General features: G+C 71.1%; 11 protein-coding genes. 4 read left to right on the top strand and 7 right to left on the bottom strand.

Going from position 1 to position 12,739, the window contains the following annotated elements:
• Positions 1-14: 14 nt before the first annotated feature.
• The 6 genes from M6G08_RS00930 to M6G08_RS00955 form a co-directional block, all read right to left on the bottom strand.
• Positions 15-1,115 carry a calcium:cation antiporter gene (locus tag M6G08_RS00930; RefSeq protein ID WP_272585276.1) on the bottom strand — a complete coding sequence of 367 codons (1,101 nt, stop codon included), beginning with the start codon at positions 1,113-1,115 and terminating at the stop codon, positions 15-17.
• 172 nt (positions 1,116-1,287) lie between these two features.
• Positions 1,288-2,277 carry a TerC family protein gene (locus M6G08_RS00935; protein WP_443048714.1) on the bottom strand — a complete coding sequence of 330 codons (990 nt, stop codon included), beginning with the start codon at positions 2,275-2,277 and terminating at the stop codon, positions 1,288-1,290.
• Between the two features lie 273 nt (positions 2,278-2,550).
• A complete protein-coding gene (locus M6G08_RS00940; protein WP_272585278.1) occupies positions 2,551-4,560 on the bottom strand; it encodes a TerD family protein in 2,010 nt (669 codons plus the stop codon).
• Positions 4,561-4,634: 74 nt separating this feature from the next.
• Entirely contained in the window at positions 4,635-5,213 is a 579-nt protein-coding gene (locus M6G08_RS00945; protein ID WP_073721720.1) for a TerD family protein, read from the bottom strand.
• A gap of 141 nt (positions 5,214-5,354) precedes the next feature.
• Complete coding sequence (uvrB, locus tag M6G08_RS00950; protein ID WP_272585279.1) at positions 5,355-7,499, bottom strand: excinuclease ABC subunit UvrB; 2,145 nt, start codon at positions 7,497-7,499, stop codon at positions 5,355-5,357.
• Positions 7,500-7,539: 40 nt separating this feature from the next.
• Positions 7,540-8,418 (bottom strand): MHYT domain-containing protein, encoded by an 879-nt coding sequence (locus M6G08_RS00955; RefSeq protein ID WP_272585280.1) that lies wholly within the window; start codon positions 8,416-8,418, stop codon positions 7,540-7,542.
• A 290-nt stretch (positions 8,419-8,708) separates the two neighbouring features.
• Here M6G08_RS00955 and M6G08_RS00960 point away from each other — a divergent pair, with 290 nt between their 5' ends.
• Both M6G08_RS00960 and M6G08_RS00965 read left to right on the top strand, forming a co-directional pair.
• On the top strand, positions 8,709-9,623 hold the full coding sequence (locus tag M6G08_RS00960; RefSeq protein WP_272585281.1) for a glycerophosphodiester phosphodiesterase: 915 nt from the start codon (positions 8,709-8,711) through the stop codon (positions 9,621-9,623).
• A gap of 33 nt (positions 9,624-9,656) precedes the next feature.
• Positions 9,657-10,211: a methylated-DNA--[protein]-cysteine S-methyltransferase gene (locus tag M6G08_RS00965; protein WP_272585282.1), complete on the top strand. Its 555-nt coding sequence runs from the start codon at positions 9,657-9,659 to the stop codon at positions 10,209-10,211.
• Positions 10,212-10,245: 34 nt separating this feature from the next.
• Here the strand turns inward: M6G08_RS00965 and M6G08_RS00970 are convergent, their stop codons facing one another.
• Positions 10,246-10,674: a VOC family protein gene (locus tag M6G08_RS00970; RefSeq protein WP_272591216.1), complete on the bottom strand. Its 429-nt coding sequence runs from the start codon at positions 10,672-10,674 to the stop codon at positions 10,246-10,248.
• Positions 10,675-10,833: 159 nt separating this feature from the next.
• On the opposite strand from M6G08_RS00970, the gene M6G08_RS00975 reads away from it, so the two are divergent.
• Both M6G08_RS00975 and M6G08_RS00980 read left to right on the top strand, forming a co-directional pair.
• Positions 10,834-11,742, top strand: coding sequence for a pseudouridine-5'-phosphate glycosidase (locus M6G08_RS00975; protein WP_272585283.1), 909 nt, complete (start codon positions 10,834-10,836; stop codon positions 11,740-11,742).
• Entirely contained in the window at positions 11,739-12,656 is a 918-nt protein-coding gene (locus M6G08_RS00980; protein WP_272585284.1) for a carbohydrate kinase family protein, read from the top strand. The genes M6G08_RS00975 and M6G08_RS00980 overlap by 4 nt, the downstream gene beginning before the upstream one ends.
• The last annotated feature ends 83 nt before the right edge of the window (positions 12,657-12,739 follow it).

Consider the following 12,739-nt stretch of genomic DNA (forward strand, 5'->3'; position numbering starts at 1 on the left):
GGGACCGGCCGGCGCTAGGGGTTGATCGCGAGCTCCAGGTACGCCGCGAACAGCACCAGGTGGACGCCTCCCTGCAAGGGCGTGGCACGGCCCGGGACGACCGTCAGCGAGGCCACCACCACGGTCAGGGCGAGCAGCACCATGTGGACCGCTCCGAGCCCCAGGATCAGCGGCCCGGAGAGCCACAGGGAGGCGAGGGCGACGGCCGGGATGGTCAGGCCGATGCTGGCCATGGCCGAACCGAGGGCGAGGTTCAGGCTGGTCTGCACCCGGTCGCGGCGCGCGGAGCGCACCGCGGCGATGGTCTCGGGGAGCAGTACGAGCAGGGCGATGACGACGCCGACGACGGCATGGTGCAGCCCGGCGGCCTGCACCCCGTCTTCGATGGTGGGCGACACCCCCTTGGCCAGGCCGACCACGCCGATCAGAGCAAGGGCGAGCAGCACCAGGCTGATCAGCGCGGTGCGGGAGGACGGCGCGTGGGCGTGGTTCTCGACGGTGATCACCTCGCCCTGCCGGGTGACCGGCAGGAAGTAGTCGCGGTGCCGTACGGTCAGGGTCGTGATGAACAGGCCGTAGAGGACGAGTGAGGACAGCGCCGCGAAGGTCAGCTGCACGGTGGAGAACTCGGGACCGGGCGCGCTCGTGGTGAACGTCGGCAGCACCAGACTGAGCGTGGCCAGGGTGGCGACGGTCGCGAGGGCGGCCCCGGTGCCCTCCGGGTTGAAGACCGCGGTGCCGTGCCGCACGGAGGCGACCAGGAGGCTGAGGCCGACCACACCGTTGCAGGTGATCATCACGGCCGCGAAGACGGTGTCCCTGGCCAGGGACGCGCTCTTGTCGCCGCCGTCGGCCATCAGGGTCACGATGAGCGCGACCTCGATGACCGTGACGGCGACGGCGAGAACCAGGGAACCGAAGGGCTCGCCGACCCGGTGAGCGACTACCTCGGCGTGGTGCACGGCGGCGAGGACGGAGGCGGCGAGGACGATCGTCAGCAGGGCGACGACGGCCCCGGGCAGATCGCGTCCCCAGGTGAGGACCAGCAGCACGACCGCGACCACGGGCGTGACGGCCGTCCACTGAGTGAGGAACTCCCTGGGGCGAGTGATCATGACGCGATCGTCGCAGAGGGCGACGGTCCCGGCATTCGCTGTGCCGCGGACCGGGCCGACCACGGCGGTTTCGCGGGCTCTCCACGGCCCATCACGGAAGAGCGGCGGTCGGCTCCTCGCCGCCCGCCGCTCCCGGTGGTCGCTTCCGCCCGTGCTGGGGCGGTACTTCCGGTCAGGCCTCGACGCTGTCCTTCGGGGCGTCGTCGCTCCGGCTCTCCGCGGCCTCCGCCTCGGCCTGCTTCTTGGAGGCTCGCAGGCTGGTGATCGTGGTGACGATCAGGACGGAGCAGATCACGCCGAGCGAGACCGGGATGCTGATCTCGGGGACGTGGACCCCGGACTCGTGCAGAGCGTGCAGCACCAGCTTGACGCCGATGAAGCCCAGGATGACCGACAGGCCGTAGGAGAGGTGGACCAGCTTCCTCAGCAGACCGCCGAGGAGGAAGTACAGCTGGCGCAGACCCATCAGGGCGAACGCGTTGGCCGTGAAAACGATGTACGGGTCCTGGGTCAGGCCGAAGATCGCCGGGATGGAGTCGAGTGCGAAGAGCACGTCGGTGGTGCCGATCGCGAGCATCACGACCAGCATCGGGGTCATGACGCGCTTGCCGTTCTCCTCGATCCACAGCTTGGTGCCGTGGTAGCGGTCGGCGACGCCGAAGCGGCGCTCGGCCGCCTTGAGCAGCTTGTTCTCCTCGAACTCCTCGTCCTCCTCGTCGGCACGGGCCTCCTGGATGAGCTTCCAGGCCGTGTAGATGAGGAAGGCACCGAAGATGTAGAAGACCCAGGCGAAGTTGGCGATGATCGCGGCACCCGCCGCGATGAAGACAGCCCTGAGGACCAGGGCTATGAGGACACCGATGAGGAGCACTCGCTGCTGGTACTGCGAGGGCACCGCGAACTTCGCCATGATCAGGATGAAGACGAAGAGGTTGTCGACGCTCAGGGACTTCTCGGTGATGAAGCCCGCGAAGAACTCGCCGGCGGGCTGGCCGCCGCCGAAGATGAGCAGGCCGACTCCGAAGAGGCCCGCCAGGGCGATCCAGACGGCCGTCCAGATCCCGGCTTCCTTGATCGATACGTCGTGCGGCTTGCGGCCGATGAAGAAGTCGGCCCCGATCAGAGCGGCGAGGCCCACGACGGTCAGGACCCACAGGGTCATGGAAACTTCCACTACTACGCCTCCGGCAGTACGTCACACGGCAGATGTCAGCGTCGTCGCTGCCGGAGGTCTCTTCCACCCCGGGCGCCCGGTACGCGACACGCGTCCGGAACCCACGGGCCGACGCCCCGGGATCTGGCCTGATCCGTATTGACGGGTACGCCGCAGTAGTTGGCAGGGAGTACTCCCCTCCGTACGGACGACAGTACCCCATTTCCCAAGGGAAGGTAAAGAGATTCGCAAATAAAGCTCAAAAGGGCAGCTCAGAGCCTTTTACCGAGGCCACGAACGGCGGGCTGCGGCGACCTGGTCGAGCACCTGCCGGAGCACCTGGCTGCCGGGCGGGACGAGCGAGGGCTCGTACGTCCAGGCGTGTCCCACCCACGGGTCGGCGAGGTGATCGTCGGCGACGGGCGTCAGCCGGAGCAGCGAACGCCACAGCGGGTCGAGCAGCGGCCCGTACCCGGCGGAGTCCTCACGGTCGGCGACCAGCATCAGGTGGACGCCGACGGCCGGTCCCTCGTCGGCGAGGTAGCGCAGCTGGTTCACCGCCCGGTCGTCGAAGCCGTGCGGGAACTCGTTGACGATCAGGAGCTGCTGGGAGGTGTCCAGACCGGGCGGGAGCGCGTCGGGCGCGCCACCGCGCAACGCCATCTGTACCAGGTCGACGCGCTGGGTCAGGCGCGCGAGCACGTCCGCCGTCCCGGCGGCGCCCAGGGCCGGCGGGGCGTCGAGCACCCCGGACTGCACCAGCGGTGCCAGCGGCTGCGTCCCTGATCCGGCCGGGTCGACGACGTGCACGGTGAACTCGCCCGCCGGGTAGACGGCGAGCAGCCGGGCCGCGTGTGCGACCGCGGTCTCCAGTCCCAGGCGCCGGGTCTCGTGCGGGTCGGTGTACGAGCCGTCCAGCGAGGCCGCGCGTCCGCTGTCGATCCACAGGCCGCGCTCCAGCGGCAACCGGACCAGCATCGGAATGCGTATGCGGTCCGCCTCGGACAGATGGAGGTCGCCCAGCCTGACGGCCATGGGGATCTCCATGGGCACGCGGTAGGCGTGCCAGACGGGGCTGTCCCAGCGCGCGTAGGCCGCCGGCAGGGCCGGCTCGACCACCTCGGCCTCGGCCGCGAGCTGGGCCACGTCGCGGTCCAGGGCCTCCCCGGCCTGTGTCACGAGCTGCTCGTGCCGGGCGCGGGCCGCGTCCCGGGCGGCGTCGCCCTGACCGCCGATCCGGTTGCGCGGGTCGGACAGGACCTGGTCGAACTCCTTCTCCATGCGTGAGTCCGCGAAGTCCACGGCACTGCGGTAGGCGGCGGTGGTGCGGGCCAGGTCCTCGAACATGCCCCAGACCTGGTTGTAGAGCCGCTCCTCCATGCTCCAGCCGGTGGCGTCGCCCGCGACGGGTGCTGCGGGCTGCCCGGGTGCGGTCGGGGGCGCGGCCGGCGGGGGCGGAGCGCCGTGCTGCCGGCGGGGGTGGCTGTAGTCGATGGGACCGCCGCCGGTGGCCGCGGACGGTTCCGTGGTGGCCGGGTACGACTGCGGCGTGGCGTGCTGTCCCGGGGCAGCGGGCGTCTGTCGTGCCGAAGGGCCCTGGGGGTCGGTCTGCGGTGTGGGTGGCACGCCCCCGGTGGCGCCTTGGACCGCGGCCGCGCCGGGGTCGTGCGCCGAGGCGGTGGCGGGCCGGGAGCGGTCCCCGTCCGGCGTGCGGGGCGAGGGGGCCGGCACCGAACGGGCCAGGCCGCGGGCCACCGCGTCCTGGATGTCGCCGGCGAGGCGGTGGGCCTCGGGCAGCTTCTGGTCGGCGAACAGCTCGGCGAGCCCGCCCGCGTAGCCCTGGCCGACGGCGCGCACCTTCCAGGCGCCCTGGCGTCGGTAGAGCTCCAGCGCGACGACGGCGGACTCGGCCTCCAGGCCGGTGAGGGTGTAACTGGCGACCTCCTCGCCGTCGAGGCCCGTGACGGCGACGAAGGGGGCGGCCACGGCTCCGAAGCGGGCAGGGCCCTGGCCGCCGACGGGCAGAGCGAGCAGCACGCTGACGCGGTGCACGGCGTCCGGCACCGCGTCCAGGTCGACCGCGAGGCGGTGGTCGGCGGCGGCCTGCCGGGAGACCTCCAGCCCCGGCAGGGTGGGTGTGCCCGGGTGGGCCACCCGTTCCACGTCGTGGACCTCGCCGTTCTCGTCGCCGAGCGTGGCTCCGACCACGACCGGCGTGCCGGCCGAGACCCGGATCTCCAGACGGGCCCGGGGAAGCGGGTGGTTCTGCCCCCGCGTCAGCTCGGCCGTCATCGCCTTTCCCCCTGTGTCACTCGTGCCCACTCGTGCGTCCGTGGCACGCGCGCGGCGGCCGTGTTTTGCGTCCGTTACAGGACCGGCAGGATCGCGGGCATCAGGTCCTGGAAGGTGCGGCCGTTGGCCGGGGAGCCGATGGCGGTCATCGACCAGCCCTGCCCCACCCGGTGCACCTTCGCCATGATCTGGGCCGTGAAGGCGCCGCCGCCGGCCAGCGTGTAGCGGGCGAGCTCCTGCCCGTTGGTCTCGTCGACCAGGCGGCAGAACGCGTTCTGCACTTCCTGGAAGGTCTGGCCCGTGAAGGAGTTCACGGTGAAGACGATCTGATCGATGTGGACCGGGACGCGCTGCAGGTCGACGAGGATCGCCTCGTCGTCACCGCCCTGGCCGACCCCGCCGACGAGGTTGTCCCCGGTGTGGCGCACCGAGCCGTCGTCGCTCACCAGGTGGCGGAAGAAGACGACGTCGACGGGCTGCTTGTCCGCGAACAGGACTGCGGAGGCGTCCAGGTCGATCTCCCGCGTGCGGGAACCGAACAGACCGCGCCGGGGAGCCGCCTGCCAGCCGAGACCCATGCGCACCGACGTCAGGCTGCCGCCGTCGTCCTTCTGCAGACTGATGGCCTGACCCTTGGTCATATTGACGGTCACGCGCTGATCCCCTCTCGAACTGTCCCCTGTTGCCGCGGCGCCCGCGGTTGACCAGAACCCTACGCAGGGGCACTGACAGCGCCCCACCCAGGAGCGCACTTTGTGTCGGTCTTGCAACACAGCGCGTGCCCGGGTGGGCCGTCAGGCCAGACCTGCCTCCTTCATCTGGCGCAGTTCCTTCTTCATCTCGGAGACCTCGTCGCGCAGCCGGGCCGCGATCTCGAACTGGAGGTCCGCGGCGGCGGCCCGCATACGCGTGGTGAGGTCCTCGATCTGCGCGGCCAGCTCCGCCGCCGGACGGTCGGTCACCGGCGTCTCCTTGGCCTTCCCCCTGCCCTTGCCCGCCTTGCCGCCGGTTGCCGCCTCGCCGCCGAGGGACGGCACAGGGGCCTTGGCCCCCTTGCCCTCCTTGGCCTGGCGGTAGCCCGAGCCGAGCAGTTGCTCGGTGTCGATGTCCTCGCGGGCGATCTGCGCGACGATGTCGTTGATCTTCTTGCGGAGGGGCTGCGGGTCGATGCCGTTCGCCTGGTTGAACGCGATCTGCTTCTCGCGGCGGCGGTTGGTCTCGTCGATCGCCTTCTCCATCGCCGGCGTGATCTTGTCGGCGTACATGTGGACCTGGCCGGACACATTGCGCGCGGCGCGGCCGATGGTCTGGATCAGCGAGGTGCCGGAGCGCAGGAAGCCCTCCTTGTCGGCGTCCAGGATCGCCACCAGGGAGACCTCCGGCAGGTCGAGGCCCTCCCTGAGCAGGTTGATGCCGACCAGGACGTCGTACTCGCCGGCGCGCAGCTCACGCAGCAGCTCGACGCGGCGCAGGGTGTCGACGTCGCTGTGCAGGTAGCGGACCTGGATACCGAGCTCCAGGAAGTAGTCGGTGAGGTCCTCGGCCATCTTCTTGGTGAGCGTGGTGACCAGGACGCGCTCGTCCTTCTCGGTCCGGGTGCGGATCTCGTGCACCAGGTCGTCGATCTGGCCCTCGGTGGGCTTGACGACGACCTCCGGGTCGACGAGGCCCGTGGGGCGGATGATCTGCTCGACGGCCCCGTCCGAACGGGACAGCTCGTAGGCGCCGGGAGTGGCCGACAGGTACACGGTCTGACCGATGCGCTCCTGGAACTCCTCCCACTTCAGCGGGCGGTTGTCGAGGGCGGAGGGCAGCCGGAAACCGTGGTCGACCAGGGTCCGCTTGCGGGAGGCGTCACCCTCGTACATGGCGCCGATCTGCGGCACGGTGACGTGCGACTCGTCGATGACGAGGAGGAAGTCGTCCGGGAAGTAGTCCAGCAGGGTGTTCGGCGGGGAGCCGGGCGAGCGGCCGTCGAAGTGCATCGAGTAGTTCTCCACGCCGGAGCAGGAGCCGATCTGGCGGAGCATCTCGATGTCGTACGTGGTGCGCATCCGCAGCCGCTGCGCCTCCAGGAGCTTGCCCTGCTTCTCCAGCTCGGTCAGGCGCTCGGCGAGCTCCTTCTCGATGTCGTTGACCGCCCGCTCCAGGCGCTCCGGGCCCGCGACGTAGTGGGAGGCCGGGAAGACGTACAGCTGCTGGTCGTCGCTGATGATCTCGCCGGTGACCGGGTGGAGGGTGGACAGGGCCTCGATCTCGTCGCCGAACATCTCGATGCGGACGGCGAGCTCCTCGTAGACCGGGAAGATCTCGATGGTGTCGCCGCGCACCCGGAAGGTGCCGCGGGTGAAGGCCATGTCGTTGCGCGTGTACTGGATGTCCACGAAGCGGCGCAGCAGCTCGTCCCGGTCGTACTCCTCGCCGACCCGGAGGGGGACCATGCGGTCCACGTACTCCTGCGGGGTGCCGAGTCCGTAGATGCAGGAGACGGAGGCGACCACGACGACGTCACGGCGGGTGAGCAGCGAGTTGGTCGCGGAGTGGCGCAGCCGCTCCACCTCCTCGTTGATCGAGGAGTCCTTCTCGATGTAGGTGTCCGACTGGGGGACGTAGGCCTCGGGCTGGTAGTAGTCGTAGTACGAGACGAAGTATTCGACGGCGTTGTTCGGCAGGAGCTCGCGGAACTCGTTCGCCAGCTGGGCGGCCAGGGTCTTGTTCGGCGCCATCACGAGGGTGGGGCGCTGGATCTTCTCGATCATCCACGCGGTGGTGGCGGACTTGCCGGTGCCGGTGGCGCCGAGCAGGACGACGTCCTTCTCACCCGCCTGGACACGCCGTGCCAGCTCGGCGATGGCCGCCGGCTGGTCGCCGTTGGGCTGGTAGGGGCTGACGACCTCGAAGGGCGCCACCGTGCGTTCGATCTGGGAAACGGGCCGCATGGGTTCCACCGTACGGCCACCCACTGACAACCGGCCCGGATCAGCGGTTCTGCGGGGTGCGGGAGCGGCGGTGCGCGAGGGGGTGGCGGGTGCGGAGGGCGGGGCGGCGCACCGGGCGGGGGACGGTGCGCGGGGCAGCGGTGTGGGCGGGGACGCCCGGCTTCCGCTCGACTGGCGCCCCTGCGGGCTTCCCCGTGACCATCAGCGGATCGAACATCACCACCACGGCGGCGAGGAGGAGGAGGGCGAGGGGGCCGATCAGCATCGGGGCGAGCAGTTCGGCCGGGGACCCGCCGGTGCCGGGGTCGTTCGTGCCGTGGACGTGGACCTCCAGGGCGGCCATGCCGGTGTAGTGCATGCCGGTGACGGCCAGCCCCATGACGAGGCTGGCTCCGACGCTCCACAGGAAGCCCCGGACCTGTCCGGCCGCCCACAGGGCGGCGGTGGCGGCGGCCATGGCTATGACGACGGACACGGCCACGGTGAAGGTGTTGTACGTCAGCTGCCCGTCCAGGCGCATGCCCGCCATGCCCAGGTAGTGCATCGAGGCGATGCCCAGACCGGTGATGGTGCCGCCGGTGAACAGGGCCGTTCCCCGCGCCCCCCGGTAGCCGACGATGAAGACCCCCACGCCCACCATGACGATGGCGACGGCCAGGCTGACGAAGGTCAGCAGCCAGTCATAGCGGACCGGCGTGTGTTCGATCGTGAACCCCATCATCGCGATGAAGTGCATGGTCCAGATCCCGGAACCGATCGCCGCCGAGCCGAGGGCGAGCCATCCGGGACGCCAGGAGCTGGTGACCCGCAGGGTCCGGGTGGTGCAGCGCAGCCCGAGGGCACCGCCGAGGCAGGCCATGAGGTAGGCCACCAGCGGTGTGACCAGTCCGTAACTGAATCCGTCGACCGTGCCTTGCATCTGCGGCCGCCCTTCCGCGTTCTTGCTGCCCGGATACACCCCGGAATGTCCTGATGCGCACCCCATCCCAGAGCCGAACGAACGGCCAGGGCCGAGGCAGAGAGTATGACGCCCACCGGAATGGTCGAACGATTCTCCTGCAAAGAATCACGGCCTTGCCCCACTTGTGCCGCCCCGGTGAGCGGAGTTGAGCATTTCCATTCAGCCCGCGGCCACTCCGCACCCCTCTCCCGTTGACTCACCGGTGTCACAGTATTGCTGTCCGTGATCGCTCGACGCGAGGAGCACGCATGTACGCACGCGCAGTCGCCGTGACGACCACCGCGTTCCTGGGGGTGGCCCTGCTGACCCCCCTCTCCCACGCCCGGGCCCCCCAGATCGGTGAGGACGACGGGCCCGTGGTCGTCGCCCACCGGGGCGCTTCCGGGTACGCGCCGGAGAACACGCTGGCCGCCGTGGACCGGGCCGCCGAGCTGGGCATCCGCTGGGTCGAGAACGACGTCCAGCGCACCAGGGACGGCGAACTCGTGGTCCTCCACGACGACAGCCTGCGGCGCACGACCGACGTGGAGGAGGTCTTCCCCGACCGCTCTCCGTGGAAGGTGAAGGACTTCACCGCCGCGGAGATCGCCAGGCTGGACGCCGGGAGCTGGTTCGGTCCCGAGTACGCGGGCGCGCGCGTGCCGACGCTGGAGCAGTACGTGGAGCGCGTGGAGGACAACCACCAGAAACTGCTCCTGGAACTGAAGAATCCCGGGCTGTACCCGGGCATCGAGGAGCAGACCCTCAAGGTGCTCGCCAACGAGGGCTGGCTCGACCGGCGGCACGTGGCGGGCCGACTGGTCGTGCAGAGCTTCAGTGCGGACAGCATCCGGACCGTCCACGAGCTCAAGCCGGCCGTCAAGACCGGATTCCTCGGCACGCCGTCCGTGTCGGACCTGCCCGAGTACGCGGAGTTCGCCGACCAGATCAATCCCTCACACGGCTCGCTCTCCATGAGCTACGTCTCCTCGGTCCACGCGTTCACGGGGCCGCACGGCCGTCCGCTGGAGGTCCTCACCTGGACGGTCGACGACGCGGCCACCGCCCGGCGGGTGGCCGGGTACGACGTCGACGGCATCATCACCAACAAGCCCGACGTGGTGCGCGAGGCCGTGGGTGAGGACGGGGACGAGGACCGGGGCGGTCTCCTCACCGGTTGGTGACCCGTTGTCAGTGGCCGGCCGTACCGTGGGCGCATGGACAGCAATGGGCAGTACGAGCAGCGGATCGTGTGGACCGTCATCGACACCGGCATCGGTCCACTGCTGCTGGCCGCCACCCGCGACGGCCTGGTCAACGTCGTGTTCCACGCCACCGGCGCCGTGCGCCGCAAGGCCCTCGAAAGACTGGCGGCCCGGCTCGGCACGGAGCCCGTCGAGGCGCCCGGCTCCCCTCTGCTGACCGAGGCGATACGGCAGATGGAGGCGTACTTCGCGGGCCGGCGTCGTGATTTCGACCTGCCGCTGGACTGGTCGCTGATCTCGGGCTTCAACCGGGAGGTGCTGCGCGAGCTGGTGTCCGGCGTCCGGTACGGCTCGGTCGTCGGTTACGGCGACCTCGCCGGCCGGGTCGGTCAGCCGGGCGCCGCTCAGGCGGTGGGCACGGCCATGGGGGCCAATCCGCTGCCGGTCGTGGTGCCGTGCCACCGGGTCGTCGGGAGTGACGGCGGCATCGGCGGGTTCGGGGGCGGCGTGGACACCAAGCGGCAGTTGCTCGCGCTGGAGGGCGTGTTGCCGGAGCCGCTGTTCTGACCGACCGGCCGCCCTGCGTGGCGGTGGGCCGGGGCTACTCGTAGTGCCGCGCCTCGATGATGTTGCCGTCCGGATCCGGGAAGTAGAAGCTGCGCTTCGCCAGGCCGCGTGCGCCGTAGGAATCGTGCGCGAGCTCGGACACCGGAACGGACTGCTCCGTCAGGCGGGCGCGGAGTGCGTCGAAGTCGTGCGGTGACAGGGACACGCAGATGTGGTTGACGGGGTGGCCCGCGCTCGTGTCGGCGCCGGGGACCATTCGCATCCGTTCCGCCATGGAGCGGGGCGCGAGATCGAGGATGGTCTCCTCGTTGAGGCGCACGGAGGGAAAGCTCACGGTTCCCGCGGCGTACTCGGTGACCCGCAGGGGCTCCGTCCCCAGGGTCTTCTCGTAGAACTGGGCCGCGGCGACCGGATCGCGCACCCAGAGGACTACGTGGTCGAGGCGTGTCGTGTGGTCCGTCATGCGCTCAGACGTCATGCGCCCAGGCTCCTTTCCTCCCGAGCGCACCGCAAGAGGCCGATGGTGGAGCCGGGGGGAAGTCCGGCCCACCCCCGGGTGCGGGTTTGGCCCGCACCCGTGCCCGCCAGAGATGAGGAAGGACCGACGACAGGAGGCGGACGCGTGACCCTGGTGGTGTCGGAAGAGGTACGGGCGGCGATCGGCGCGCGGCGCCCCGTGGTGGCCCTGGAGTCCACGATCATCGCGCACGGGTTGCCACGCCCCCGCAACCTGCGGGTGGCGCGGGAACTGGAGGAGGCGGTCCGGGAGGAGGGCGCGGTACCGGCGACGATCGCCGTGCTGGACGGACGGCCGCACGTCGGCCTGGACAAACAGCAGTTGGAGCGGGTCGCGACCGAGGAAGGCATCCGCAAGCTGGGCCACCGGGACCTGCCGCTCGCGGTGGCCACCGGCGCGAGCGGAGCCACCACCGTGTCGGCGACCGCCCTGCTGGCGGAGCTGGCCGGGGTGCGGGTGTTCGCGACCGGCGGCCTCGGCGGCGTGCACCGGCAGTGGACGGCCACGCAGGACGAGTCCGCCGACCTGGGCCTGCTGGCCCGCACCCGGATCACGGTGGTCTGCGCCGGAGTGAAGTCCATCCTGGACGTACCGGCGACCCTGCAGCGACTGGAGACGCTGGGCATCGCGGTGGCCGGCTTCGGTACGGACCGTTTCCCCGGCTTCTACCTGTCCGACTCGGGACACCCGGTGGACTGGACGCTGGACACCCCGGCGCAGGTGGCAGCCGTCATGCGGGCGCAGGACTCGCTGCGCGGCCCGCGGTCCGCGCTCGTGGTCGCCAACCCCGTCCCCGAGGAGGAGCAGCTGGATCCCGCGCTCCACGCGCGGGTGCTCGCCGACGCGCTGCGGGCGTGCGACGCAGAGGGGATCAGCGGCCAGGCGGTCACCCCCTTCCTCCTCGCCCATCTGGTCCGGCACACCGACGGGGCGTCACTGAAGGCCAATCTGGCGGCGGTGCGCGGCAACGTACGGCTGGCGGCTCGCGTCGCGGCGGCCTGGGCCGGAGCATGACCGCGGGACGGGGCGGCGCGCTGCTGGTGGTCGGGGACGTGGTGACGGACGTCGTCGCCCGGCACCGGGGACCGTTGGCCGCCGGCACGGACACGGCCGCCGCGATCCGCCGACTGCCCGGCGGGGCGGGTGCCAACGTGGCCTGCTGGGCCGCGTACGCCGGGTGCCGGGACGTCCGGCTGCTGGGACGGGTCGGTTCGGACGCGGCGGACTGGCACCGGCGGGAGCTGACGGCCCTCGGCGTGCGTCCCCACCTGGTCGTCGACTCGGACGCACCGACGGGGACGGTGATCTGCCTGGTCGACGCGGGCGCCTCGGCCGAGCGGACGTTCCTCACGGACAGCGGGGCATCCCTGCGGCTGGCGCCCGGCGACTGGTCGGACACGCTGCTCGACGGTGCCGCCCGGCTGCATCTGTCGGGCTACCTCCTGTTCTCGGAGCCGAGCCGCGCCCTGGTGCCGGTCGCCTTGGCCGCCGCACACGCGCGTGGGGTCCCGGTGAGTCTGGACCCGGCATCGGCGGGGTTCCTCACCGAGCTGGGCGTCGACCGGTTCCTCGACCTGGTCGAGGGAGTGGACGTCCTGCTCCCGAGCCGTGACGAGGCGTGCCTGCTGACCGGGTTGCCCGACCCGGTCGACGCCGCGGCGAAGCTGAGCCGGCACGTTCCGTCGGTGATCGTCAAACAGGGCGCGGAGGGGGCCCTGGTCGCCCGGGCCGGCACCGTGTGCGCGCGGGTCCCCGCCGTCCCGGCGTCGCCACGGGACAGTACCGGCGCCGGCGACGCCTTCACCGGAGCGTTCCTCGCCGCCCTCCTCACGGGCGCGGCTCCCGGGGAGGCGGCCGCCGCGGGGTGCCGGGCGGGGGCGAGGGCGGTCGAGCGGGTAGGGGCGAGGCCTCCGGGGGCGGCGGACTGAGGACCGGGGCGCGGCTTCGGGCCGGGTAACTCACGCGTGGCTTCCGTGGGCCGTCGGCACGCCCGAGCCCAGCGGGTACCGCT

This window comes from Streptomyces sp. M92 (assembly GCF_028473745.1).
In the GTDB taxonomy this organism is placed as follows: domain Bacteria; phylum Actinomycetota; class Actinomycetes; order Streptomycetales; family Streptomycetaceae; genus Streptomyces.

Excerpts from the sequence above, each read along its gene's own strand:
- M6G08_RS00965 (WP_272585282.1), top strand. The coding sequence starts at position 9,657 with ATGGACAGCAATGGGCAGTACGAGCAGCGGATCGTGTGGACCGTCATC.
- M6G08_RS00940 (WP_272585278.1), bottom strand. The coding sequence starts at position 4,560 with ATGACGGCCGAGCTGACGCGGGGGCAGAACCACCCGCTTCCCCGGGCC.
- M6G08_RS00960 (WP_272585281.1), top strand. The coding sequence starts at position 8,709 with ATGTACGCACGCGCAGTCGCCGTGACGACCACCGCGTTCCTGGGGGTG.
- M6G08_RS00955 (WP_272585280.1), bottom strand. The coding sequence starts at position 8,418 with ATGCAAGGCACGGTCGACGGATTCAGTTACGGACTGGTCACACCGCTG.
- uvrB (WP_272585279.1), bottom strand. The coding sequence starts at position 7,499 with ATGCGGCCCGTTTCCCAGATCGAACGCACGGTGGCGCCCTTCGAGGTC.
- M6G08_RS00935 (WP_443048714.1), bottom strand. The coding sequence starts at position 2,277 with ATGACCCTGTGGGTCCTGACCGTCGTGGGCCTCGCCGCTCTGATCGGG.
- M6G08_RS00930 (WP_272585276.1), bottom strand. The coding sequence starts at position 1,115 with ATGATCACTCGCCCCAGGGAGTTCCTCACTCAGTGGACGGCCGTCACG.
- M6G08_RS00970 (WP_272591216.1), bottom strand. The coding sequence starts at position 10,674 with ATGACGGACCACACGACACGCCTCGACCACGTAGTCCTCTGGGTGCGC.
- M6G08_RS00980 (WP_272585284.1), top strand. The coding sequence starts at position 11,739 with ATGACCGCGGGACGGGGCGGCGCGCTGCTGGTGGTCGGGGACGTGGTG.